A 26910-nucleotide genomic window follows, 5' to 3' on the forward strand; every position below is an offset into this window, starting at 1 on the left:
TAAAATCACCAACCAAGCACTTGAAACATGAATACGCGTTCCGCCTTAAACAGAGAAGCAACCCTATCAAAACTCGGTAATGAAACCTTTGATCTGGCCATCATCGGCGGAGGCATCACGGGAGCCGGGATTGCCCTCGATGCAGCCTCCAGAGGCATGAAAGTGGCCCTCGTGGAACAGAAGGATTTCGCCAACGGCACCAGCAGTAAATCCACCAAACTCATCCATGGCGGACTGCGGTATCTCAAAAACCTTGAGATCGGCCTGGTCAGGGAAGTAGGCCATGAAAGGGCTGTAGTCCACCAGATAGCTCCACACATGGTCATCCCTCAGAAAATGTTGCTCCCTTTTTACAAAAAAGGTACTTTCGGTCCGATGGCCACTTCCATCGCCCTTTGGGTTTATGACCGACTGGCCAAGGTGCACGACCGGGACCGCCGCAAAATGCTGAGCCGTCAACAAACCCTTGATAAGGAGCCCTTACTGAAGCAGGACGGACTTAAAGGTTCCGGCTACTACGCTGAATACCGCGCCGATGACGCCCGGCTTACCATTGAAAATATTAAGTCCGCAGTAGATCACGGCGCTATCTGCCTCAATTATGTGTCGGCTGAAAAATTCCTTTATGGGGCTAATGAAAAGATCTCGGGCATGATCTGCAGGGACGTTTTAGCCGATGAAACTTTTGAACTTAAAGCCACTTTTGTTGTCAATGCCACGGGCCCATGGACGGATAAACTTCGTAAAAAAGACGATGGCAGTGCACATGATAAATTATTCCTCTCCAAAGGCGTGCATATTGTGATCGCCAAAGAAAAATTACCCCTCAGGCAGGCAGTTTATTTTGATGTCCCGGACGGAAGGATGATTTTCGCCATTCCACATCACCGGGCCACCTATATCGGCACTACAGACACAAAATATACCGGTGATATCGAGCATGTGAAAGTCACCCGGGAGGATGCGCTTTATCTTTTGGACGCTACCAATAATATGTTCCCCGGCCTCGACCTCAAAACGGAGGACATAGAATCCAGCTGGGCGGGATTGCGGCCTCTCATTTACAAAGGAGGGAAATCGGCGGGGGAATTATCACGCAAGGATGAAATTTTCATTTCCAAACATGACCTCATCACCATCACCGGTGGAAAACTGACCGGCTACCGAAAAATGGCCCAAGATGTGGTGGACCTGGTCGCCCGACGTTTTGAGCATGACCATCAAAAGACATTCAGGGAAGTAAAAACCAAGGACATTGTCCTAAATGGTGGCCCTTTTAATGAGCAGCTGAAGCTGGAGGATTATAAAAAGACCTTGACCGAAAGGCTCAAAGCCGCGGGGCTGGAAGGGCATTGGCCGGATTATATGCTGGAGAACTACGGCCGTCAAAGCGATGCCATTCTGGAAAAGATTCCCTATTATGACCGGAATACTCCGGAAGAAGCCCTGATCCGCGGGGAAGTCTGGTTTGCCGTCATTCACGAACTTGCCCAAACGCCTGTTGATTTTTTCGGACATCGCACCGGGCGGTTGTTTTATGATTTACCGGGAATTGAGACGGTGAAAAATGTAGCCCTGGAGGATTTTGAAACCTACTTTGACTGGGAGGAAGAAGAATTGAAAAATGCAGCACTGGAGCTGGATCGGGCCATTCAATCGATGACCGACTTTGGAGAAAAGGATCTTTGAGCATCGTGGCAAATAGTTTCAGCTCACCCCGATGGAACACGGATGGAACGAATTTTCCGGATTTTAACGGGTTTTGTTTTTATGAGAATGCCCTGCTTGCGCCTTAAACCGACCTATCGGCATACTACAAGTATTCACCGTCAACCAAAGCGACATGCTTCATCAATCAGGAGTTTGTCATATTTATCAATTGGTTTCTTTCCATTTGCGGAACCTTTCATCATCTACCCATTTGCTAAGTTGTTCCATTTCTTCTTTCAGTTTTTCTAAATTTACATTCCTTTTATTCAAACTATTGTAAAAAAGTGCAATAACAACAAAAATACCTGTTCTAGTGTTTAGATCAATTCCATTTGCGGCACAAAAACCCTCTAATTCATTTATACAAATTGAATCTTTCAATACAATGGCAAAGCCTTCGTAAAATATTTCCGGAAATTTATCATAGTTTACAATTGCAGAGTCCCTTGAAGAGTTTTTAAATTGGTATATGATTTCTTTGTCAACTACAACATCTTCCAATTTACTATAAAATGAATCTAAAGGGATAGTTGTTTTTTTACATAAAAAGCTTATCAGTACTAGAAAAAAAATGATTAACTTCTTCATCCCAGCTTATTAGTTATTTTAATCTAAAGGTATTGCTTTCTTGTTTTTAGCTAATTCTTGAGTCCCCTCGATAGCCAAAGCATGCCCCAAAAAACAAATAAGTCCATGGTCGCTATTTTTTCTAAGGGATGGTTCAAAAATAAATTGAACTATTTTGGGGCAGACTCCTCTTGATGGTTGGGGCTAGCGTGGGCAATTGTTCAGTTTATTTTTACCGCGTTACTAAGACCACATACGCTCTTCACAATACCCAACAAAAAACCATGGCTTTGTAGAGTGTTCAATTAAATGCGCATCAGCGTCTATTAATCAATAACAACTTAACCTTGAACCTTGAACAGTTGTCATTCCCTCCTCTCTTTCCATCCTCTCACCAGCATAATGACCCGGTTATAATTTTTGATGCCCTCATCAATGCCCTGAGCTTTTAGATAAGAGTCATACGCATAATACCTGAGTTTTGGCATGATATCGGGATACGCTAACAGGTTTTCATTGATGGCATCGAGATCGGCGATGATGCCCGGTGGCAACGTTTCACGAAAGGCGAAATATTTGTCACGGTCGTAGGCAATGTTGTTGGCCGCCAACGTGCGCCAATAGGCCAGTCTGCCCATATAGGCAATGGCGGGATCAGCCGAACGGGAGCAGGCCCACCAGGCTAAAAAATTACAGGTTCCTTCATCGCCAAATCCGTAGCCGTGTCCCATTTCGTGGGTAATGACGTAGGGCCATTGCAAGGGGTGAAGCCCTCCATCGACCTGGCCTTGCCCGGTGTAGGGAAAATACAACCCGGAAGAACTGAAACGCAGGAAGATGCCTTTGGGATAGATAAAAGGCGCCCTTACCGTCCCGGTCGCCGGCAACTGTTCACGGTGTAATGCCCCGACGAGGTTGGTACGCAAATGGTCCTCCAGGTTCGGAGGCAGGAAATCGGCGGTCAGGGCGCTATCTGTTACCCCCGGTATCATCTTTCTCAGGCGTATGATCTCAGCGGTCTCCTCTTGAAGTTCCTCCCAAAGGGCTTCTTTACTAACTGGTTTAACGGTAATGCCAAGACTATCCTCCAGGGGCACGCGTCCGTAATTGAATCCCCACATCAGCAGGAATAAAAAAATGCCGCCAAAAACAAATGCGGCCAAGGAAGAGAAAGCAGAAATGGCCTTTTTCCCTCGCGGAGCACTCCATTTCCAAAAGTCGCGAAAAGTTTTGATGCCCCACCAAATCATCAGGGGCACAAATAAATACAACAAAGGAAAAGGCAACCAGCCGAAAATACCATCAATAACCCATCGGACGATTTTGAAAAAGCCCCGGCTATAATACTGTTCTATCCATCCAGGACTCAGAAAGGTTTTCAATCCCATAGATACCAGGCCCAAACAGATCCAAACTATTTTTTTTGCTGTCATATGTCTAAGATAGGACATTTTATCCGCTATTATCCCTATATTTGTAAACCAAATAAAAATTGAAGTGTTTAGTCAGAGTTATCACAATATTCATTAAAATAAAAAACTAATTGATAATGGCTTTTGAATTCACTGATGCGAACTTTCAGGAAACCGCAATTGATAAAGGAGGCGTTGTGCTCATCGACTTTTGGGCTGCATGGTGCGGACCTTGTCGTATGATCGCTCCTATCGTAGAAGAATTGGCTGAAGAGTACGAAGGAAAAGTACTCATTGGCAAAGTTGACGTAGACCAAAATCCTGAGGTTGCCATGAAATACGGCATTCGCAGCATTCCGACGCTCCTCGTTTTAAAAAACGGAGAGGTAGTGGATAAACATATAGGCACGGCTTCCAAGCAGGTGCTCGCTGGAAAATTGGAATCACAATTCTAAAAATATTTTTTAGCTTGACAGGAAAAGCCCTTATCTTGGTATCCGGGATAAGGGCTTTGGTGTTTTTTGATGAAATGTAAAATAATAAACTTTAAATTTTAAAGTTCAAATTACGTAAGGGATGGTTCAAAAATAAATTTACATTTTTCTGCGTTGACTCCACTTTAGGGCAGGGGCAGAGGTATGGCAAAAGTGTAAATTTATTTTTACCGCGTTACGTAAGCCCGAAAAAAATAAATTACATGAGTTTACTGGATAACATTAAAGTACGCAGTTTCAGCAACCTGGAATTACTGGCACGCCAGGTGGTGGAAGGATTCATCATCGGGTTGCATAAAAGCCCTTTCCATGGTTTTTCCGTGGAATTTGCGGAACACAGGTTGTACAACCAGGGAGAATCGACCAGGAATATCGACTGGAAGGTGTATGCCCGTACCGATAAATTATTCAGCAAGCGCTTTGAAGAAGAAACCAACCTGAGATGCCAGATCGTGATCGATGTATCTTCTTCCATGTATTTCCCCGATCCGGATGAAAGCCCGGAAAGCGGCAACAACAAGATCAGTTTTTCGGCTCTGGCCGCCGCCGCTTTGATGAATTTACTCAAAAAACAAAGAGATGCTTTCGGGCTCAGCTTTTTCGATGATGAGGTGCACCTGCATACTCGTTGTAAGGTCAATACAAAACACTACAGGTTATTGTTGAGTTATCTCGAAAAACAACTCGATGACAAAACGCTGAATAAAGGCACTTCGGCAGCCAATGCCCTTCACCAGATTGCCGATAGCATTCATAAACGCTCACTCATCGTCATCTTCAGCGATATGTTTGAACAGACGCAGGATACCGATAAATTGTTTGCCGCACTGCAACATCTAAGACACGCAAAACACGAGGTGGTTCTTTTTCATGTGGTCGATAAGGCCAAGGAACTGGATTTTGACTTTGAAAACCGCCCCTACGAATTTATCGACATGGAGAGCGGTGAGCGCGTAAAACTCCAACCCAACCAGGTGAAGGAAAACTACCTGACACAAATCGGAGCGTTTAAAGAGCAACTAAAACTCAAATGCCTCCAATATCATATTGATTTCGTCGAGGCGGATATCAACCAGGGATTTCGACCCATTTTACAGGCCTATCTGGTAAAAAGAAGCCGTATGGGAGCTTAACAAAAGGAAAAATTAAAATTTTAAAGGCAAAATTTAAGGAATTTTATGATCAAAATAAAAGACTTGCCAACAGATCCCCCGGTGGATTTAAGCAAAAAAGACATACAGGCAGAAACCAAAGCCCTCACCAAAAGACTGGCTGAATTACAATATTTGCTCGCTGCAGAGAAAAAGCATTCCGTTTTGGTCATTCTCCAGGGCATGGATGGAAGCGGTAAGGATGGAGCCGCTACCAAGGTATTCAAATATTGCCAACCTTCAGGCATCCATACTTACTCCTTCAAAAAACCTTCGGAAGAAGAATTTGCCCATGATTTCCTTTGGCGTGTACACAAACAGGCTCCTGAAAAAGGAATCATCAAGATTTTTAACCGTTCTCATTACGAGGATATTCTCATCCAGCGCGTGCATAAATGGATCACAGAAGAAAAGGTTGAAAAGCGGATGATAGCCATCAATGCTTTCGAGGAATTACTGGCTTTTGACAACAATACCCTCATCCTCAAATTTTTTCTGAATATTTCTTACGAACAGCAGGAAATTGAACTCCAGCAACGCATTGATGATCCCACCAAACAATGGAAACACAATGACAATGACTGGAAAGAAAGGGAGCAATGGGAGGAATATATGACTTGTTATCAATATATTCTCAATGAAAGCACCTTACCATGGACCATTGTTCCTGTCGATTCACGGTGGTACCGTGATTATATCATTGCCAAAAAAATGGTTGAATCCCTGGAAGCGCTCAATATGCAGTTTCCCGTTTTGAAAAGGTAATCATGTTGACAAAAGTAAGAATAGACAAATGGTTATGGAGCGTCCGGATCTTTAAATCCCGGACATTGTCCTCTGATGCCTGTAAATCCGGCAAAGTCAAAATCGGCGGCAAAAACGTTAAACCCTCTTATATGGTAGAGTTGGGCGAAGAGGTTTACGTCTTAAAAGATGGCTTCAACCTGCATTTCAAAATTCTCGAACTTCTTCAAAAAAGAGTCGGTGCACCTATCGCACAAACATGTTACGAAAATCTGACTTCTGAAGAGGAAATGAACAAGTACAAAGAATGGTTTGTCGGCAAAGGCGTAAGCGAACAAAGGGAAAAAGGCGCCGGGCGTCCGACCAAAAAGGAAAGACGCGAGATCGACGACTTTAAGGGGGATGTTTTCGATTTTTGAGTTGCTCATCCGGAGTTCCTTAAGCCTTTACCCTCCGAACCAGGGTGCAGTTCTAAAATGCACCTAAAGTAAAAATCCTTTGAGCCGCACCAGCCAAAATTTTCCCTTTTTCCCAACAAAAAAATTTAAGCCCTTCTTTAGTATTCCGTAATTAACCTCTTACATTGCAGGGCATTCTAATTGTTTTTGTTGCGCTAATTTTTTAGAAAATGCCGAAATCAGGAAAATTTGGAACTTTTGGGGGAGTTTTCACCCCTTCACTTTTGACCATTCTGGGGGTCATCATGTATTTGAGGATCGGATGGGTAGTCGGGAATGCCGGCACCCTCACTACGGTCATCCTGATTATTTTGATGGCACATGTCGTTTCTATAACCACAGGGCTCAGTGTTTCTTCCATAGCCACGGATAAAAAAATCCAGGCTGGAGGGATTTACTATATGTTGTCCAGAAGTTTGGGGTTCCCGATTGGCGGAGCGATAGGCCTGACGATTTTTGTCGCAACAGCCATGAGTATTTCCCTGTATTTAATAGGTTTTAGCGAAAGCGCATTATTGGTTTTAAAGGGCCCATTGGGGATTGAAGAAATAACCATCAACCACCTCCGGATTGTAGGGTCACTGGCTTTACTTCTTATTGTTACGATCGCTTTTATCAGTACCAGTATTGCCATCAAAACACAGTATTTCATTTTAGGGGCCATTGCCCTTTCATTGATTTCCATATTTTTTGGAACCTCAGAAGGAAAGGGCTTTGATTTTTCGGAAGTATCTCCAAGTGGCGTTAGTTTTTCCACTTTATTTGGCATCTTTTTCCCTGCGGTGACAGGCTTCACGGCAGGAGTTGCTATGTCCGGCGACCTAAAAGATCCCAAAAAATCTATCCCTTGGGGAACGACACTCGCCATAGCAGCAGGATTAATCGTGTACATGGGGTTGGCTTTTTTTATTTTTTATTCGATCCCGGCGGCCGAACTACGAAATAATAATAATGCCCTGGTGGAATTTGGCTGGATCCCCCAATTGGTCATTGCCGGTATTTGGGGCGCGACCCTGTCTTCGGCATTGGGAGGCATTTTGGGTGCTCCCAGAATTTTACAGGCCATGTCGCTCGACCGTATCACGCCTTTTTTCTTGGCAAAAGGCGTTGGCAAAGAAAACGAACCCAGGAATGCACTCATTCTTACTTTCATCCTGGCAGAAACAGGCATTTTAATCGGGGAACTTGATGTCATTGCACAAATCGTGGCCATGTTCTATATGTCTGCTTATATGTTCATCAATTTATCCTGCTTCCTGGAACAATGGGCCAGCCCGGATTTCAGACCTTCCTTTAAGATCAATATTTTCATCCCGCTGCTCGGAGCCATAGCCACGTTTCTGCTCATGATCCAGCTCAATATTGCGGCCACCATTGCCTCCATCTTTATTATACTCCTTATTTTCCTTTGGCTTACCCGAAAACGTTTGGAATTGGGTTCGGGCGATGTCTGGCAAAGTGTATGGAGTTCTATCGTCAAATTCGGGTTAAAAAACCTCAACAAAGGGGATGTGCACAAAAGGAATTGGGAACCCAATATTTTACTATTCAGCGGAGGTACCCATGCCAGGCCTCATTTGCTGGAATTCAGTACCTCCATCGCCGGCAGAAATGGGATGATTTCCAACTTCGACCTCATTGAGGATAAATCGGCTAAAATTTTGTTCCCCAAACAGCAACAATCCATTCTAAGCGAAGACCTCAATGATAATTCTATTTTTTTCAGAAGAAAAACCTGCAATGATATTTATGAAGGCATAGAAACGATCGCCGGCACCTACGGTTTTTCTGGCGTGGAACCCAATACCGTACTCATGGGATGGGCCAGAAATACCGAACATCCGGCGAAGTTTTCAAACATGATCAATGTTTTACATCAACTGGATTATAATATCCTTTTCCTGGATTACGACAAAAAAAGAGGTTTCGGAAAAAAGCAAAAAATTGATATCTGGTGGCGGGATTTGAGCCAGATCAGCTACTTTACCGTTCAACTGGTCAAATTGATGAACGCCTCTTCCGACTGGATGAATGCCTCCGTACGCTTTTTATATTACGATATTGAAAACAATGATAAAACAGTCATCGAAAAGGAAATGAGGAAACGGGTCAGTGAGCTTAGGAAAAGTGTAGAAATCAAAGTGATCCATAACCCAATTAAAAAACAACCTTTTTACGAAATCGTCAAAGCCAATTCTTTTGAGGCAGACCTGATCATCATGGATTTACCTGATTTGGGGGTAAAAAAAGCCAAAGGCTTTGTCGAAAAAACCAATGAATTGCTGAATATCCTCGGCACCACCCTTATTGTGAAAGCCTCCTCCAATTTTTATGAGGCAAGCCAATTCAACTCCGCCCTGGAAAAAATTTATGCTTCAAATAACACCTCCCCTTTTGATTCTGAACCAAGCCCTGCCAATGAAACACCTCTTGGTTCCTGTTCCTTTGATTTAATTGACCATGAAATCAAACACCTGGATGAACATATTCATCAACTGAATATCCAATTAGGCGGTGAGGTATATGCCAAATATGCAGAAATATTTAATACCCTTGCTACTTTGTTAAAAAGACAAAACCAAGGTTCCAAAAGTCTCTCCGGTGAAAAGCCGTCTCATAAAAAGGATGCTCATACCGCGCCTATTCCGGATATTTATGGCCTGGTGGCTGATTTGATAGAGGATTTAAAAGAAAACCGCCTCAGTATCTTGTCCAATACACTTACCACTGCAATGAATGCCCAGTTCGGTGGGATGGAACATTATATCGAACGGATGCCTGAAAAAATTATCCGCTCTTATCCGCCAAAACAATTAATTCCTCAATTTGAAGATACTGAATCAGTGAGGCGATTTAAAAAGGCCATTACCCGGCTGCCAGGAAACCCAAAATCAACTCTTTTTATAAAAAAAATTACCCGCAGCCACCTGCAGCAAACTTACCTGTTTCATTTTGAAAAAGTACTTCACCAATTTGGAGAAAGCGCCCTTTTGATCAATAATATTTTCCAAAAATGGTTCCTGTCTATGGGAGAGGCGGCAACAAGAGATGAAATGAACCTTAAAATAGATCAATTACAATCGCAAATCAAGGCCACCTTACTCCATGAAAACAGTCGATTCGTTGAAAGTCTGGATCATCTCGGACGCAAATTTTGCAATACGATATTAAAGGAAGTTGATTATACAAACAATGACGAACTCCCGGCACTTGAAGTGGAAAAACGACGGCCTTCCATGGTAAAAAGAATACGGGACAATGTCGTCCAGTATCCCCAGTATTGGCAACAAAATACCTTTTTGCTCAACAACCAACTGCTTTTGGATTTGCATTTGCAAAATCTTAAAAAGGAACTGTGGCCAATCCTCCTTGAAGTTAAAGAAAACCTTGTCAATGAAATGATCCTCCCGGGGAAAAAATTACTGGCAGGTATCTCTAAAAAAATAAATCATTTGACGGCCCACGAAATTGAAGCCCAGGAGAATAAGCTGATAGAGTTGGGAGCTGGCCTGGATATTGATGAAGTCATCAACAATTTAATGGCTAAAATTGATGCCCGGATCGCGATTTTTTGCAAAGAAACCAAAATCATCCCCCCTGCTCAAATAGAGCATTTCGACACTATGCAATTGGGGATAATCCCTGAAAGTATTGATGTTAAAAAGGTAACCGAATTCCTTATTGAATCCGAAATCGTTTCCAAACTAAAATCTGACTTGAAATCTGACTTTAACGCCATAAAATCGGAGTTACTGGTCATTGAAAATGCCTTGCGACTGGTTAAGTTCAGCCTTACTTCCAATCGTTCGGAAAACAATATTTTGCAGGAGGAAGTTAAAACCAGGATTGGGACACAATTCAAAGAAAGCGAGCAGCAATTGAAAAAAATCAGGTCACGGCTGAATGTACAAATGAATGACCTACGGCTCCAACTCGACAACCTTCTCTCAGGAGAAATCGTCATAAGTCGTGCCGGGCAGATGAATGGGATTATCCGGAAAGATAGAGCTCGTCGCGGCTTTAATCGATACGCCGGCCAAATCAGCCGTTTTTTTGAAAAGGCCAACAATCAATTGGATGACTGGATGATAAAACTCAGCGATTTATGGACCATTTCCGATCACCAATACAGAGTCAAATCGCTCCAAAACCCACACACCCGGCTAGCCAATTTTATCGACAAAATTGCTTTGTCCAAAAACCTGGAAACACAAATTCCACTTATTTACCATCAATTGTTCAGCGGAAAACAAAACGCTCCTTTAAAACCTTTGACCAATCGAAAACCTGAACTCGACGCCGCCGCAAAAGCCATTCATCGTTTCGAAAATGGAAGCGGCGGGGCTATTTTATTTACAGGAGAACCCCTTTCAGGCATCACCTACCTCATCGAAAATGTGTCCAATGTATTGGTAAAAAAGCAGATCATCCATATGCTTCCTCCAGGCAATCAAAACAAAAAATCTGAACAACTCATTCACGAAGCTCTGGTATTTTCAACGGGTATCCACCAGGAAACAGAACTGATTCTCAGCAAATTGCCTGAAGGAAGCGTGATCATTTTTGAAGACCTGGAACTTTGGTGGATCCGTAAATCAGGAGGCACTGATTTTTTAATTTACCTCAATAATTTAATCACGGAGTTCGGACAAAGGATTCTATTTTTACTCAGTTGCAATATTTATTTTTATCAACACATACGACAATACATAAACCTGGATGATAACCTGCTGGATACCATAATGGTAAACCCATTAAGTACCCAGGAGCTCAAACACATCATCCTGAAAAGGCATCAAAGCTGCGGAGTCACTTTTTACTGGAAACAAAAATCAGAAAACAACCTTGGCATTCGTGGACTGAACAAGCTTTTCAAAAGAATCACCACAGCATCCGGTGGAAATATTGGAACAGCACTACACCTTTGGCTCGGTAATGTAACCCGGGCCGAGGAAAATAATTTATACCTCGGGCCGGTAGAACTCGGTGAAATCCCCCCTGTTTTATCCACGGAATGGGAAACCATGCTCCTTCAGTTTTTACTGCACAAACAACTGACCCTCACAAAACTTTTCCAGGTTTATGACCATCAGGAGGAAGAAAAAACCAAAGGAATTTTAATGAGCCTTTTGAGGGCTAATTTTGTAGTAGAATCTTCAGGGAAAATCCTAAAAATAAATCCTCCTCTTATACCCTATCTGATTCGGTATTTCAGAAGAAAGGAACTGATTTGATAAAAAAATTGACTCATATGGACTTTAATAACATACCGACAAGCCTGCTGATCTTATTGCTTATCCGAGCATTTTGGATCGTAGCCTTCTTTGGATTCATCCAACACATTCTCCTCAAAGCCATCAGGAATGAACGGCTCCATGATTTTGTGGCATTTTACACCCCCCTTTTTAAAAATGTTGCCTGGATTTTATTCACCATTAATATGATTTATACCCTGGCAAAAGTAAACCCGATAGTATCCATGGCCGTAATCGGATCCTTACTGGCATTAGGCTGGCAACCCGCCCGGGATTTTATCCAGGGAACGATATTCCGTTTTCAAAACGGAGATATTTCCGGACAGCTTTTAAAAATAAAACACTTTAGCGGAGTGGTCAGTAAAATGAATAATACAAAAATAGAACTTCGTATCAAAAATGGTGAGATCGTACAAATCCCATACAGCAGGATCGTTTCAGCATTCACCACAAAACCTGCCGCTTCTGGAAGGCAAAAAACGGGCAATATTATCATAGACCTCTCCCCGTCGGATCATTTTGAATCGAAAAAGAAAGAATTAAAAGAAAAATTGTTGAATATGCCCTGGGTGGTTTCCTCCAAAGGGATAACCATCGAAAAACTCGAAAGCCGGGATGAAAAAAGACAATTGAAAATTTCTTTTTCAACCGCTGACGCTGATCATGTGGATCGGGTTTTGGAGGGGTTAAAAGGCAAGGATTGAGAAAAATATTTTATTTTTGAAAAAAGTTCTTTACGATCTGTATTAGATATTTAATAAAAATAAATTGACCTATTTGCCACCACTCCACCCCGTCCCTAAAGAGGAGTCATCCCCAAAATAGGTCAATCTAATTTCAAAGTGTTCCTTAGCCCCATTGCCGCCATCATTATTATGTAAACCATAACCAGACTATGAAAAAGTCCATCATCTTTTTTATCGCAACCCTCCTAATCCTCTCCTGTGGACAGGAAAAATCAAACCCACCTGTGAAAAGATTACAATTAACCCTTGACCTCGCCAACGAACTGGCAGAGTTGCCCATCAAGTGCATGGAACAGGAATACCCGAACAAACTGGGGCAGGTACTTGCTTCCGATGAAAACCTGGGCGCACCGCGCGAACTTCACCCTGCCTTTTATGGCTGCTTTGACTGGCATTCATCCGTACATGGTCATTGGATGTTGGTGAAATTGTTAAAAACTTTCCCTGATCTCGACAAAAGGGATACCATCCGGCAGAAACTTGCCGCCAATCTTACAGCTGAAAACATAAAAAGAGAAGTGGATTATTTCCAGCTTCCTGATGAAAAAAGTTACGAAAGAACCTATGGCTGGGCCTGGTTGCTTAAGCTGGCCGAAGAATTGTACACCTGGGACGATCCTCAAGCCAAAGAGTGGTCTTCCAACCTACAACCCCTTACCGACCTCATCGTAGAGCGATATCTCGATTTTTTACCGAAACTCCTCTACCCCATCCGCGTGGGGGAGCATCCCAATACGGGGTTCGGACTGAGTTTTGCTTATGATTATGCAAAAACGACAGGGAATGGAGTGTTGCTGGCCCTTATCGAAGAACGTGCCCGCACCTATTTCCTAAACGATACGAATTGTCCATTGAGCTGGGAACCTTCCGGTTTTGACTTTTTATCTCCCTGTCTTGAAGAAGCAGATATCATGAGAAGGGTTTTGTCCCAGGAAGAATTTAAAACATGGTTTGATGGGTTCCTGCCACAGCTAAAGAAAAAAGATGCCATGTTTGCGCCGGGACAGGTATCAGACCGTTCGGATGGAAAATTAGTCCACCTGGATGGCGTCAATTTGAGCCGTGCCTGGTGTCTTTACGGCATCGCAGAAGCTATTCCTGAATATGCCCATCTGAAGGCCATAGCCAATGAACACATGAACTTCACCCTCAAAAATATCAAAGACGACGATTACGCCGGCGGACACTGGCTGGCTTCCTTTGCCATTTATGCACTGACGGAATGATTTTTTGATGGTTTGATTTTTTGATGCTGCGATAGTTTGATATTGCGATAGTTTGATGCTATGATAGTTTGATAAGTTTCATCAAAAAAACGCCCCAATCCTGTAAATCCCAAAATCCTAAAAATCCTGATCCTGACAAGGAAAATGTATAATTTTTTGAGCGCTTAAATATTCTAATATCCAGATGCCTAATGTCCTTAGGAAGTCCATCGTAGCATTATAGCATTGTATCATCGTAGCATTGTATCATCGTAGCATTGTATCATCGTAGCATTGTATCATCGTACCATTGTATCATCGTACCATTGTATCATCGTACCATTGTATCATTATTTCATCGTAGCATTATAGCATTGTATCATCGCAGCATTGTATCATCGTAGCATTATATCATCGTAGCATTATCTCATTTAAACCCATCCGCCACAACCAAATCCTTGCTTCCCGGCGTATAAGCATAAAACCCTTCTCCCGATTTACTGCCCAGTTTACCGGCCATCACCATGTTCACCAAAAGCGGACACGGGGCATATTTCGGATTACCGAAACCGTGGTAAAGGACTTCGAGAATAGACAAACATACATCCAGCCCGATAAAGTCGGCCAGCTGCAGCGGGCCCATCGGATGAGCCATGCCCAACTTCATTACCGTATCGATCTCTTCCACTCCTGCAACGCCTTCAAATAGCGTATAAATGGCCTCATTGATCATAGGCATCAATATCCTGTTGGCCACGAATCCCGGGTAATCATTGACTTCTACCGGTACTTTGCCGAGGTTTCGTGAAAGCTCCATGATGATCCGGGTGACTTCGTCTGTGGTACTGTATCCGCGGATGACTTCGACGAGTTTCATGACAGGCACCGGATTCATAAAGTGCATGCCGATCACCTTATCCGGGCGGTGGGTCGCGGCAGCTATTTTAGTAATGGAGATAGAGGAGGTATTGGAAGCGAGAATGGCTCCGTCAGGCGCATATTGATCCATTTGGCCAAATATTTTGAGCTTCAGATCAACGTTTTCGGTAGCGGCCTCCACCACGAGATCCGCATGGCTGATGCCTTCAACCATATCTGTAAAAGTCGTGATATTGGCCAGCGTTTCGGATTTATCTGCTTCCGAAATTTTTTCCTTACTGACCATCCTGTCCAGGTTCCGGGAAATGGTGCTAATAGCCTTTTGGAGGGCATCAGGGGAAATATCAATGAGATGGACTTTGTATCCTTTCATGGCAAAAACATGCGCAATACCGTTTCCCATTGTTCCTGCTCCAATGACAGATATATTTTTCATATTATTAAAATTTTACTGGTTAGGCTAAAGCAAAAAGGTACTCTATATAGAAAAAAGGAGTCCTGATCGTTTTCGCAAAAGTACGCTTAAAAGCTATATTTTAAAAACCCTGTAAGCTTTTTGAAGGAAAGAAAACAAAAGAAAAGAATAACTCCCTTAACATAGAAAGAAATTTTTAACTGAGTAAAATTATTTTACAAAATAAAGGATAAATTAACTAAGTTTATCCAATAAATTCAAACCATGAGGTACGTCCCTGTTATTTTGATCCTTTTAAGTTTTTGTTTTACCCGGAACTCCCATGCTCAAACGCCTGACACAAATGCCTACAAAGGAGTCGCCGCCGTCGTCTTTCTTGATTCATTTGTTGTTTCTGCCAAACGGCAAGGCTTCAACCCGGAAGAATTTATCCAATACGTACTGGAGGACGAGAGTTTTTACAGGGCCTTTAAGAACCTTCGGCGAGTGGGTTACGAAGCCGAAAACAGCATTGTGGTATTGGATAAAAAAGGAAAGACAAAAGCCTCCTATACCAGTTCAACCCAGCAATTTTCGGATGGCCGGTGCAGGAGCATGGAAGTCATTACCGAAAAATCATCCGGAAAATTTTTTAAAGGGAAAGAAAGGGAATATCGCTATTATACTGCAAAACTATTTGACCATATTTTTTTCACCCACGGTACCGTTTGTGAGGCTAACGAGTTAAAAAATGCCCGCATTGCTGATATGGAGCCGCCAAAGGGTAAGGTAGAAAAACACATTTTCGAACTAAAAAAATTGATTTTCCAGCCGGGCATGAAAGCTGATGTACCCATCATCGGCGGCCGGACAGCCATTTTTTCTGAAAAAATGCGCCCGTTTTATAATTATTCTTTACTGTCTAAAAATTACGAAGGAACAGATTGCTATGCCTTCATTGCGTCTCCGAAGCACGATTTTTCGATGGACGATACAATCATTAAATACATGGAAACCTATTTTGAAAAATCAAATTTCCAGGTCGTTGCCCGAAATTACTGGCTTCAATATTCCGGGGCACTTTTTAGTTTTGATGTAAAAATGAAAATCAGGCTTACCAAAAAAGAAGATCTCTACCTGCCTTCAAATGTGGAATATGATGGCTATTGGAATGTTGCGCTAAAAACGGCCGAACGAGCCCGGTTTGTCACTTCCTTTTCGACGTTCAAATTACCATAATTCAAAAACTAAAATATCTGGCTGTTCAATTTATCAAAATTGCTTATCTTGGTACCTCAATAGAACCAAATTCAGTATGTCTAAAAATATAAGCTCACTCTCCGGGCGCCAGGGGCTGGAGAACAACCTTTTTGACCGCATCAGCGAACGCCCTTCCCGCGAAGCTCTTGGCAAGCTGGCCGAGGAATTTTTGATCGGGAAAGCCAATACTTTCGGGGCGGTCACCTTTTATGATTTCCTTAAACCTGAAAACCAGGGCAAAGCCGTTTATGTCTGCAATGGTACCGCCTGTATGTGCGCCGGAACGCAGGAAAATTTGAATACTGAACTCGAAAAACATATTCCAGCTGAGGCCATCGGCCACATGACCTGCCTCGGACGCTGCCATGAAAACGGAGCGTTCCAATACAACGGCAAGAATTATTCGAACCTGAGTGAATCCGAGATAGCCAATTTGTTCAGCCAAAAGGAATTGGAAAAAGCAGATCACTACCATGTACAACATCTCGGCACTCCTGTGCTTACCAAAAGTTATGATCCGGACACACTACACAGCATTATTTCTGATTTCCTAAAAAAAGACCCCACAGCAGTTCTTGAAGAGATCATTGCTTCGGGGGTTCGGGGCCGTGGAGGAGCGGGTTTTCCAATGGGCATAAAATTCGAATCCTGCAGAAAAGCTGAGGGCCATCAAAAATTCATTGTCTGCAATGCTGACGAGGGTGATCCCGGGGCTTATTCCGATCGTTATCTTTTGGAACAACAGCCGGACCTGGTGCTTATAGGCATGATGGCGGCGGGATATGTTTGCGGCGCATCATGGGGGGTAATCTATATCCGTGGTGAATATCCGGAATCGGTAACGGCCATTCAAAATGCCATTGAGCAGCTTTCCAACGCAGGTTTACTCGGGGAAAATATCAACGGCAGCGGATTTTCATTCCGGTTCAAAGTAATTAAGGCTCAGGGGGCTTATATCTGTGGAGAAGAGACGGCTTTGTTATCTTCCATTGAAGGACAACGTCCGGAGGTAAGAGTGCGTCCTCCCTACCCTGTCCATGAAGGATTGTTCCGCCAGCCAACTGTGGTCAATAATGTGGAAACGCTGGCGGCCGTGCCTTTCATTTTACAAAACGGAGGCGCTGCTTATAAAAAACTTGGGCCGGAAAAATCCAGCGGTACCAAGCTGGTTTCCCTGGACAGTTTTTTTAACAGACCGGGCATGTACGAAGTGGAAATGGGGACTCCGCTGAAAACGGTGGTAAATGAATTGGGAGGAGGCTTTAAATCCAAGGTCAAAGCCTTACACATCGGAGGGCCTCTTGGAGGAATGGTTCCCGTTTCTAAAATCAACGACTTAACAATCGATTTTGAATCCTTCAGCCAAAACGGATTCCTGCTCGGTCACGCTTCTGTAGTTTGTATTCCGGAAGATTTTCCGATGGTAAAATATATCGAGCACCTTTTCGAATTTACGGCTGCCGAAAGTTGCGGCAAATGTTTCCCCTGCCGTTTGGGTTCTGTCCGCGGACAGGAGATGTTCGAAAAGGCGCAAAATTCCGATTACAAAATTGACCGACATTTACTGAATGATTTATTGGAAACGCTGGAACAGGGTTCATTGTGTGCCCTGGGCGGAGGGGTACCGCTTCCGATAAAGAATGCGTTGCAATATTTTGGAGAGGAGTTGAAGGTTTTTTTGGAATAGGGGTACAAAAAACAAGAACTCGGATTTTAACTGATTAAACAGGTTGTGACGGATTATTTTTTTGCTCAATATACGTTTTAGTTGTCCAAACAAGTGTATCATCTGTTAATTCCTATTTTAAAATTTAAACCAAATGAAACTACTACACCTGGAAATCACCGAAACAATTATCAAGGCTTTTTACAAGGTTTACAAAACACTAGGATATGGATTCCTTGAAAAAGTCTATGAAAATGCCATGATCATTGAATTGAATAAGGCCAATTTGAATTGTAGAAATCAGGTGGCGATAAATGTCTCCTATGAAGACAAATTGGTAGGGAATTATTACGCTGACATTTTAGTAGAAAATAAAGTTATTCTCGAGTTAAAGGCAGCAGCAGCATTATGTGAAGAACATGAAGCTCAGTTGATTAACTACTTGAAAACCACAGACAAAGAAGTGGGATTGTTATTAAATTTTGGTAAAGATCCGCAATTTGTAAGAAAAATTTTTGAAAACCAATACAAATAGATTGGAACACTGATTTGAACTGATTAAACTGATACGAACTGATTTTTGATCCGTTTTGATCCGCTTAATCCGCGTTCCTCTTTTATCCGTTGGAACACTGATTTGAACTGATTAAACTGATTTTTTTATCCGTTTTGATCCGTTTGATCCGCTTAATCCGCGTTCCATAAATTTTGAATATTCGATATATCAACACCATGAAAAAAGCATATATAAACAACCGGCCGTACGAAATTAACAAGGGCGAAACCATCCTGAGTTTTCTTAAAAGATACATGGGAGACAAGCCCGTCCCCACCCTTTGTGATGCCCCCAACCTCGAACCTTTTGGTTCCTGTAGGGTATGCAGTGTGGAGGTTGCCCTGGAAGCCGGAGGAAAGACCAAAACGGTAGCTTCCTGCCATACGCCGGTGCAGGAAAATTTTCATATTTATACAGATACTGAGTCCGTAAAACGACTGAGAAAAAACATCGTTGAACTGGTGTTGACCGACCACCCGCTGGATTGCCTGACCTGCGAAGTCAACGGCAATTGCGAATTGCAGGATGTAGCCGCAAAAGTGGGCATACGTTCCGTGCGCTATCCTGCCGGAAAAACCCATCTCGACCGAAAAAAAGACCTGAGCCACGCTTATATGACTTCCGACCTGTCCAAATGCATCAACTGTTACCGTTGCGTAAGGGCCTGTGATGAGGTTCAGGGACAATTTGTACTGAGCATGGCCGGACGTGGTTTTGAAAGCCGGATTATTAAAGGCATGGATACTTCCTTTGCAGAATCGGAATGCGTAAGTTGCGGAGCCTGCGCCCAGGCCTGTCCGACTTCGGCTATTTCGGATATTTTTGAATCAAAATCAGTGGTTTCCACCGAAAAGACCAGGACCGTTTGTACCTACTGCGGAGTGGGCTGTAATCTTGAGGTTTCTTCTTCCAACGGAAACATCAAAAGCATCCGGGCACCGTATGATGCGGAAGTGAATAGCGGCCACACCTGCCTGAAAGGGAGATACGCTTTCTCTTTCTACGATCACCCGGAACGGTTAAGGGATCCGATGATCAAGAAAAACGGAACCTTCGAAAAAGTTTCCTGGGACGAAGCCTATGACTTCATCACCAGCCGGTTCAATAAAATAATAGCCGAAAACGGACCGGATGCCATTGCCGGAATTTCCTCTTCCCGTTGTACCAACGAGGAAAACTACCTCATGCAGAAATTCATCCGCGCCGTGGTGGGAACCAATAATATTGACGGTTGTGCACGTGTTTGCCACTCTCCTACCGCCTTGGGGATGCAAAGAGCTTTCGGTACCGGTGCAGCTACCAATTCGGTGGAGGACATGAAATGGACCAACTGTATGATGGTCATTGGGGCGAACCCAACTGCTGCACATCCGGTCACAGGAGCCAAGATCAAACAACATGCGATGAAAGGCACTACCCTCATCGTCATCGATCCACGCAAAACAGAATTGGCCAAATATGCCGACTTCCATCTTGCTCTTCGTCCCGGGACCAACGTAGCCGTCCTCAATATGATGATGCATTACATCCTGAAAGAAAACCTGCAGGACCAGTCGTTTTTGGAGAACAGAACGGAAGGGCTGGAAGATTTCAAAAAAGACATTCTCAACCTGGATATCGATAAAATGGAAGCCATCTCAGGCGTTGACCGCGAGTTGGTCAGAGCCGCTGCCATTGCCTATGCTACAGCTGAAAATGCCATGTCATTCCATGGATTAGGGGTCACAGAACACAGCCAGGGCACTTATACCGTACAGCAGATCGCCGACCTGGCGATGCTCACCGGAAACATAGGCCGCCGCGGAGTAGGCGTCAATCCTCTCAGGGGCCAAAACAACGTCCAGGGATCCGCGGATATGGGCGTACAGCCGCACCAGGGAGCCGGTTATATGGATATTACCAAACCCGAAGTCAACCAGGCATATACCAAATTCTATGGCGTCAATGTTCCGGATAAAATCGGCTACAAGATTCCTGAAATGTTCGAGGCTGCCCTTGCCGGGAAACTGAAAGCCATCTGGATCATCGGAGAAGATGTCGTACAAACGGATCCTAATACTCAAAAGGTCATCCGGGCATTGGAAAATACGGATCTCGTTATTGTCCAGGAGTTATTCATGACCGAAACGGCCAAATATGCTGACGTCATCCTGCCAGGGGCTTCATTTCTCGAAAAAAGCGGAACTTTCACCAATGGGGAACGCCGCGTACAAAGGGTCAATGCAGTCGTAAAACCCGTCGGCAATGCAAAAGTTGACGGACAGATCATCATTGATGTTATGAATCGAATGGGCTACAAACAAGCCGATTATACGCCCGACGGGATGCTGGAAGAGATCTCACAAATCGTACCGTTCTTTAAAGGGATAACGTGGTCAAGACTTGGCAAAAATGGCCTGCAGTGGCCGGTAGCTGAAGACGGTATGGATACCAAAATCCTGCACCTGGATACCTTTAAACGAGGGCTCGGAAAACTCGACTTCTTCCCGTTTGAAGAGTCCAGTGAACTTCTTGACAATCAAAAAGAGTATCCGTTTATACTGACCACCAACCGGAACCTGGAGCATTACAACTGCGGCGCTATGACACGCCGTACCAATAATGTAGAAATCAGCACCGAAGATGTCCTATGGATACATCCGGATGACGCGGCGGCAAAAGGCATTCAAGACGGCGAAATGGTCTGTGTGCAATCACCACGAGGCAAGGTCGACGTAAAAGCCTTTGTGACCGATGGAGTGAAACCCGGTGTACTGAGTACCACTTTTCACTTCCCGGAAATAATGGTGAATAACCTGACTTCGGATGTTCATGACTCCCAGGCCAAATGCCCGGAATATAAGGTTGTTGCCGTGGATATCAGAAAGGCCAAAAATACGGCATTTAGGAAAGCAGGAGAACTAATACAATAGGCTTTAAACCAAAAAATGGAATAATGTCTGAAAATTTAGCAGGGAAGTTAAATCCTATACAAATTGAGCTACTGAAACTGTTTTCAACAAATGTTTCTGAACAAGATACCCTGAAATCATTATTGGATGAATAAATTAGATTGCCAGGCCCACCTCTTTGATTTATCCGAAGACGTGCACTACCTCAATGCAGCATACATGTCTCCCCTACTCAAAAGTGTGGAAGCCATCGGGCATGAAATGGTTGCCTTAAAATCTAGGCCCTATGAAATAACTCCGGCTGATTTTTTTTCTACCGTTTTAAAAACGAAAGCTGCCTTTGCCGGGCTAATTCATTCTTCTGAACCGGAAAGAGTGGCCATCATTCCTTCAGTTTCTTATGGCATGGCCAATGTTACCAGGAATATTGATTTACAAAAAGGCGAAAAAATCGTCATTCCATACGAGCAATTTCCGAGCAATTATTACCCATGGAAGCGACTTGCCGATGAAACCGGGGGAGTCATAAATACGATTATGCCCCCCACTGCTCAACAAAAAACAAAAGGTTGGAACGAGGCGATCCTCGAAGCCATTGATGAACAAACCAAAGTAGTGGCCATAAGCCATACCCATTGGGCAGATGGCACCTTATTTGAACTGGAAAATATTGGCAAACGATGCAGGGAAGTGGGAGCTTTCCTCATAATAGATGGAACTCAATCCATCGGTGCATTGCCGTTTGATCAACAAAAAATTCAGGCGGATGCCATCATTTGTGCCGGTTACAAATGGCTTTTGGGTCCCTACAGCAGCGGAGTCGCCTGGTACGGACCACGCTTTGATGACGGGGTACCTGTGGAAGAAAACTGGATCAACCGTTACGAAAGTGAAAACTTCAAAAATCTCGTCAATTACCAGGATCAATACAAACCTTTTGCTGCCCGGTATTCTGTTGGGGAGCAGAGTAATTTCATCCTTACCGCCATGCAACTGGGTGCTTTTGAACAGCTGCTCGACTGGGGCATTCCCAACATCCAGGATTATTGCCAAAAGCTGACGGAGGAACCTCTTGAAAAACTTCGCGATCTGGGAGTTGGCGTAGAAGATGTTTCCGTTCGTGCTCATCATTTGTTCGGGTTATATCCTGATGAACGTTATGACCTTGAAAAACTACAGGAAATATTTGCGGCCAACCGAATTTATGTTTCCTTTCGCGGCCGAGCGATAAGGGTAGCGCCGCATGTTTATAATACCCAAAAAGATTTGGACGCATTAGTCGGCTGTTTTGAAAAATTGAGGTAATTTTGCGGCTTCAAAATTCTTCAATCACCATTCATCATTCTACAAGCATGGCCATCGCTGAAACAAACTTCAATTTTCCGGGACAAACCCATTTTTACAGAGGAAAAGTAAGAGATGTTTACACCATCAATGACAATCTGATCATGGTAGCTTCCGACCGGATTTCGGCCTTTGACCATGTGCTGCCTAAACCTATTCCTTACAAAGGCCAGGTGCTCAACCAGTTGGCCACCCACTTTCTCAATGCCACGAGAGATATTTGTCCCAATTGGCTGTTAGCCACCCCTGACCCTAATGTAGCTGTTGGAATAGCCTGCGAGCCCTTCAGGATCGAGATGGTCATCCGCGCCTACCTTGTCGGACATGCCTGGAGAGAGTACAAAGCTGGCAAAAGAGAAATCTGCGGAGTGTCCATGCCGGAAGGATTGAAAGAAAATGACCCCTTCCCTACCCCGATCATCACCCCGGCCACCAAAGCCGAAGAAGGTCATGATGAGGATATTTCCAGGGAAAATATCATTGCCCAAAATATTTTGAGCGAGGAAGATTATGCTTTACTGGAAAAATATACGAGAGCCCTGTTCCAAAGAGGAACGGAAATGGCTGCTGCCCAGGGGCTTATCCTTGTAGACACCAAATACGAATTCGGTAAAAAAGACGGAAAAATCTACCTCATTGACGAAATTCATACTCCGGACAGTTCCCGATATTTCTATAAGGAGGGTTATGAAACAAGGCAAAAAGCAGGAGAACGCCAGAAGCAACTGTCCAAAGAGTTCGTCAGGGAATGGCTCATGGCCCATGGATTTCAGGGGCTGGAAGGACAACTCATGCCTGTCATGCCAGATTCATTTGTCAATGAAATCACCGATCGTTATGTGGAACTTTACGAAAAGGTGACAGGCAAAACCTTCCACAAGGACGAAAGTGAAGATGCGGAAAAAAGGATTCATGAAAATGTAACCGCCTGGCTGAAAAAGTAGGTGAACCAACTATAATCTTTAGCCTTTAACCTTTTGTCTTTAACCTTTAACCTTTATTCTTCCTGTCACTCTTCCACTCTACCTCACTCACCCCGAGGTTTTGTCCGATTTTTCGTGCCAAAACAAACAGGTAATCCGAGAGGCGATTGAGGTACCGTATGACGATCTCTTCTACCGGTTCTTCTGATGCCAGCCCTACTGTTCTGCGCTCCGCCCTGCGGCATACACACCTGGCCAGGTGGCAAAAAGAAACCACGGTATGTCCTCCCGGCAGGATAAAGTTTTTCAGGGGCTGAAGGGTAGCTTCCATTTCATCAATGGCCTGCTCCAGCAAGGTAATATCCGACTCCGCCAACACGAGATAATCAGGTTTTTTACCCGGGGCGCTTGCCAGAATGCCCCCGATGGTAAATAAGGTATCCTGTATTTTCTTGAGTAATTCCCGAATCTCCGGATCTTCCAGGTTATCCCTGACCAGGCCAATATAAGCATTCAATTCATCAACTGTGCCATAAGACTCAATGCGCAAATGATGCTTGGACAATCTTTTTCCACCAAACAAGGAAGTTTCTCCGGTATCCCCGGTTTTAGTATATATTTTCAAAACGAATTATTTTTTATTGGTAAACCTATTTGACCTGAAAAAGTTGCGGGTTACGAATTACAGGGCAAAATAAAAACCCGGAACTCGTAACCCGCAATTATGCTGAAATGTTTTTTTTAGCGTTTTATCCTCTTGCCGCAGCTCTTTCCTTGGTCGTGTCAGACTCTATCAGGCCGTCCCTCAACCATACGACTCTCCTGGCTTTTTCGGCAATATCCGGTTCGTGTGTTACCAAAATAACCGTATTTCCGGCTGCATGAATTTTATCAAAAATTTCCATGATCTCAATGGAAGTTTTGGTATCCAGGTTGCCGGTAGGCTCATCCGCGAGGATGATAGACGGGTTATTGACCAAAGCTCTGGCAATAGCCACCCTTTGGCGCTGACCGCCGGAAAGTTCGTTGGGTTTATGAGTCACCCGGTCACCCAATCCAACAGAATCCAGTACTTCCTGCGCCTTGGCCAAACGTTGTTTGCGGGGAACACCGGCATAAACAAGAGGTAAAGCAACATTTTCAAGAGCAGTCAATCGGGGCAACAGGTTAAAGGTCTGGAAAACAAAACCAATCTCCTTGTTTCTAACATGAGCCAACTCATCGTCGGTCATGGTACTCACTTCTATATCGTTCAGCCAATAGGTACCGCTGGTGGGAGTATCGAGGCAGCCGATCAAATTCATCAACGTTGACTTCCCTGATCCTGAAGGTCCCATTAGTGCGACGTACTCATTTTTGAAAACATCCAGGGTAATATCCTGCAAGGCATTCACCTGGGTTTTTCCCATGATATACATCTTTCTCAAATGTTCTACGGAAATAATTGGCTTCATTATAATATTTGTTTTTAATAGATAATTTTTTTCAAGTTGAGCGCAGCGAAATACCGACATTTCATGTACGGCACAGGTTCCCGTACCGCCAGGTCGGGAGGGTTCAACAACACCCTAGGTAGTTTTTGTCCGGCGTCAACCGTCAACCGTTCTCCGTCAACCTGAAATTACTTAATCACCTTCGGTACCTTAAAATAAACTCCATCCTGATCCGGTGCATTTTTAAGAGCCTCTTCCCTGGAAATCGTCGATACAATTTTATCCTCTCTCCACTCATTGACCTCCGCTTCATTTACATAAACCAAAGGTTCAACTCCCGTGGTATCGAGGTCATTGAGCTTTTCAACCATTTTCAGAATTTCATTCAAATCATGGCGAATCTTTTTCCTTTCGGTTTCGTCAAGTTCCAACCTCGCCAGGTTTTCAAGTTTTGAAATTAACTTATTATCTATTACCATATTAAATTATTAGAAGTTCGCACCTATTTCCTCGCTTAACCGCCGGTTTTGGGTTATTTTTGAAGGCTAATTTAAAAAGCGACCATCCTTCATGAACTCTGTTTCAAAGTAACTTTGAATAAAATATTATTTTATCGGACTATATGTTCGCAACAAATGGTATCTTCTCACGCAAAACTATCAAAAAAACAACTTTTATCATTTAAACTGTCCTTTTGAATTAAAAATTAACGGCAGAAATTTTATTTTCGCATGTCCACTTTTTTTTGTTAGTACATTAAACCTGTAATATTTTAATATTCCTCCATTTAAACAACTATGAGCGAAGAAAAAAAAGTAATCAAACATATTGCCATCGCAGGAAATATCGGAGCAGGCAAAACGACTTTGTGCACCCAGCTTGGAAAACAGTTTAACTGGGATGTCCATTATGAGTCAACCGATAATAATCCCTACCTCAGTGATTTTTATAACGATATGCAACGCTGGTCCTTTAATCTTCAGATTTTCTTTCTCAACAACAGGTATCAGCAAGTCTTAAAGATTCTCCAGGGTGACAAAACCGTTATCCAGGACCGAACCATTTATGAAGATGCCTACATTTTCGCCCCCAACCTTCATGATATGGGATTGATGTCGTCCCGCGATTTTGAAAATTATTTCAGTCTTTTTAAAACGATGTCTTCGCAAATCCAGCCACCAGACCTGCTCATTTACCTGAAGGCCGGGATCCCCACCCTCGTAGACCATATCCAAACCCGTGGAAGAGATTATGAAGGCAGCATGAGCCTTGATTACCTGAAACGCTTGAATGACCGTTACGACAATTGGATCGACACCTACGATGAAGGAAAATTACTCGTCATTCATGCCGATGATATAGACTTTAAGAATAATCCTGAAGACGTGGGCACTGTGGTGGATATGGTGAATGCGGAATTGCACGGGTTGTTTTAGGAACAGATTGCTGGTTGCCCCTCTATACCGGAAATAAACCCGTTTTACATTCTACATTTTACATTTTACATTCTACATTTTACATTTTACATTTATCAAGGTACCTCCTGTTCCAGCTCCCCCAACTCTCCGAGTTGCATGAGCAGGTCAAATGTCTTTTGGGCCTCCTCTTCATCCACAATACTGATGGCTGCACCGACGTGCACCAGGACATAATCTCCAATTTTAGCCTCTGGCACCATCGTCAGGTTGACATCTTTTTTAATGCCTCCGAAAGAAACTTTCCCGATTCTGAAAATGTCGTCCAGCTGAGCGGATATTTCGATTAATTTTCCAGGTATTGCCAAGCACATAATGGATATTTTTTTGTGATCCATAATGCTACC

At 43.5% G+C, this 26910-nt stretch carries 22 protein-coding genes; 15 read left to right on the forward strand and 7 right to left on the reverse strand.

The annotated features are described in order from the left end of the window. The first annotated feature begins 27 nt into the window (after window positions 1-27). The gene (locus tag H6571_05645) at window positions 28-1689 is read left to right on the forward strand and encodes an FAD-dependent oxidoreductase (protein MCB9323207.1); all 1662 of its coding nucleotides are present in this window, start codon (window positions 28-30) and stop codon (window positions 1687-1689) included. 186 nt (window positions 1690-1875) lie between these two features. Here the strand turns inward: H6571_05645 and H6571_05650 are convergent, their stop codons facing one another. Together H6571_05650 and H6571_05655 are read right to left on the reverse strand one after the other, a co-directional pair. Continuing rightward, complete coding sequence (locus tag H6571_05650; GenBank protein MCB9323208.1) at window positions 1876-2298, reverse strand: hypothetical protein; 423 nt, start codon at window positions 2296-2298, stop codon at window positions 1876-1878. A gap of 344 nt (window positions 2299-2642) precedes the next feature. Then, a complete protein-coding gene (locus H6571_05655; GenBank protein ID MCB9323209.1) occupies window positions 2643-3728 on the reverse strand; it encodes a DUF3810 domain-containing protein in 1086 nt (361 codons plus the stop codon). Window positions 3729-3826: 98 nt separating this feature from the next. On the opposite strand from H6571_05655, the gene trxA reads away from it, so the two are divergent. The 7 genes from trxA (at window position 3827) to H6571_05690 (ending at window position 13763) form a co-directional block, all read left to right on the forward strand. After that, on the forward strand, window positions 3827-4144 hold the full coding sequence (trxA, locus tag H6571_05660) for a thioredoxin (protein ID MCB9323210.1): 318 nt from the start codon (window positions 3827-3829) through the stop codon (window positions 4142-4144). Window positions 4145-4386: 242 nt separating this feature from the next. Continuing rightward, window positions 4387-5316, forward strand: a complete 930-nt coding sequence (locus H6571_05665; protein MCB9323211.1) for a DUF58 domain-containing protein — start codon at window positions 4387-4389, stop codon at window positions 5314-5316. A 45-nt stretch (window positions 5317-5361) separates the two neighbouring features. Continuing rightward, window positions 5362-6099, forward strand: a complete 738-nt coding sequence (locus H6571_05670) for a polyphosphate kinase (GenBank protein ID MCB9323212.1) — start codon at window positions 5362-5364, stop codon at window positions 6097-6099. 2 nt (window positions 6100-6101) lie between these two features. Beyond that, window positions 6102-6497: an RNA-binding S4 domain-containing protein gene (locus H6571_05675; GenBank protein MCB9323213.1), complete on the forward strand. Its 396-nt coding sequence runs from the start codon at window positions 6102-6104 to the stop codon at window positions 6495-6497. Between the two features lie 209 nt (window positions 6498-6706). Then, complete coding sequence (locus H6571_05680; protein MCB9323214.1) at window positions 6707-11770, forward strand: hypothetical protein; 5064 nt, start codon at window positions 6707-6709, stop codon at window positions 11768-11770. Window positions 11771-11787: 17 nt separating this feature from the next. Next, window positions 11788-12495: a mechanosensitive ion channel gene (locus H6571_05685; GenBank protein MCB9323215.1), complete on the forward strand. Its 708-nt coding sequence runs from the start codon at window positions 11788-11790 to the stop codon at window positions 12493-12495. A 191-nt stretch (window positions 12496-12686) separates the two neighbouring features. Next, window positions 12687-13763: a DUF2891 domain-containing protein gene (locus H6571_05690; protein MCB9323216.1), complete on the forward strand. Its 1077-nt coding sequence runs from the start codon at window positions 12687-12689 to the stop codon at window positions 13761-13763. A gap of 406 nt (window positions 13764-14169) precedes the next feature. Here H6571_05690 and H6571_05695 read toward each other — a convergent pair whose 3' ends face one another. Continuing rightward, entirely contained in the window at window positions 14170-15057 is an 888-nt protein-coding gene (locus H6571_05695; GenBank protein ID MCB9323217.1) for a 3-hydroxybutyryl-CoA dehydrogenase, read from the reverse strand. Window positions 15058-15300: 243 nt separating this feature from the next. Here H6571_05695 and H6571_05700 point away from each other — a divergent pair, with 243 nt between their 5' ends. From H6571_05700 to H6571_05725, 6 genes are all read left to right on the forward strand, one after another. Beyond that, window positions 15301-16254, forward strand: coding sequence for a hypothetical protein (locus H6571_05700; protein MCB9323218.1), 954 nt, complete (start codon window positions 15301-15303; stop codon window positions 16252-16254). Between the two features lie 76 nt (window positions 16255-16330). Then, complete coding sequence (locus H6571_05705; protein ID MCB9323219.1) at window positions 16331-17962, forward strand: NAD(P)H-dependent oxidoreductase subunit E; 1632 nt, start codon at window positions 16331-16333, stop codon at window positions 17960-17962. 133 nt (window positions 17963-18095) lie between these two features. After that, window positions 18096-18476, forward strand: coding sequence for a GxxExxY protein (locus H6571_05710; GenBank protein MCB9323220.1), 381 nt, complete (start codon window positions 18096-18098; stop codon window positions 18474-18476). A gap of 197 nt (window positions 18477-18673) precedes the next feature. Continuing rightward, window positions 18674-21409, forward strand: a complete 2736-nt coding sequence (fdhF, locus tag H6571_05715; GenBank protein ID MCB9323221.1) for a formate dehydrogenase subunit alpha — start codon at window positions 18674-18676, stop codon at window positions 21407-21409. Window positions 21410-21607: 198 nt separating this feature from the next. Next, window positions 21608-22693 carry an aminotransferase class V-fold PLP-dependent enzyme gene (locus H6571_05720; protein MCB9323222.1) on the forward strand — a complete coding sequence of 362 codons (1086 nt, stop codon included), beginning with the start codon at window positions 21608-21610 and terminating at the stop codon, window positions 22691-22693. Between the two features lie 47 nt (window positions 22694-22740). Beyond that, window positions 22741-23676: a phosphoribosylaminoimidazolesuccinocarboxamide synthase gene (locus tag H6571_05725; protein MCB9323223.1), complete on the forward strand. Its 936-nt coding sequence runs from the start codon at window positions 22741-22743 to the stop codon at window positions 23674-23676. A gap of 46 nt (window positions 23677-23722) precedes the next feature. Here the strand turns inward: H6571_05725 and H6571_05730 are convergent, their stop codons facing one another. From H6571_05730 to gatC, 3 genes are all read right to left on the reverse strand, one after another. Then, entirely contained in the window at window positions 23723-24280 is a 558-nt protein-coding gene (locus H6571_05730) for a cob(I)yrinic acid a,c-diamide adenosyltransferase (GenBank protein ID MCB9323224.1), read from the reverse strand. Window positions 24281-24404: 124 nt separating this feature from the next. Further along, window positions 24405-25100, reverse strand: coding sequence for an ABC transporter ATP-binding protein (locus H6571_05735; GenBank protein MCB9323225.1), 696 nt, complete (start codon window positions 25098-25100; stop codon window positions 24405-24407). Between the two features lie 176 nt (window positions 25101-25276). Next, a complete protein-coding gene (gene gatC / locus H6571_05740; GenBank protein MCB9323226.1) occupies window positions 25277-25567 on the reverse strand; it encodes an Asp-tRNA(Asn)/Glu-tRNA(Gln) amidotransferase subunit GatC in 291 nt (96 codons plus the stop codon). 318 nt (window positions 25568-25885) lie between these two features. On the opposite strand from gatC, the gene H6571_05745 reads away from it, so the two are divergent. Beyond that, window positions 25886-26524: a deoxynucleoside kinase gene (locus H6571_05745; protein ID MCB9323227.1), complete on the forward strand. Its 639-nt coding sequence runs from the start codon at window positions 25886-25888 to the stop codon at window positions 26522-26524. A 95-nt stretch (window positions 26525-26619) separates the two neighbouring features. Here H6571_05745 and H6571_05750 read toward each other — a convergent pair whose 3' ends face one another. Further along, window positions 26620-26877, reverse strand: a complete 258-nt coding sequence (locus tag H6571_05750) for a HypC/HybG/HupF family hydrogenase formation chaperone (GenBank protein ID MCB9323228.1) — start codon at window positions 26875-26877, stop codon at window positions 26620-26622. Window positions 26878-26910 lie beyond the last annotated feature (33 nt).

The organism is Lewinellaceae bacterium (genome assembly GCA_020636105.1).
GTDB lineage: Bacteria > Bacteroidota > Bacteroidia > Chitinophagales > Saprospiraceae > BCD1.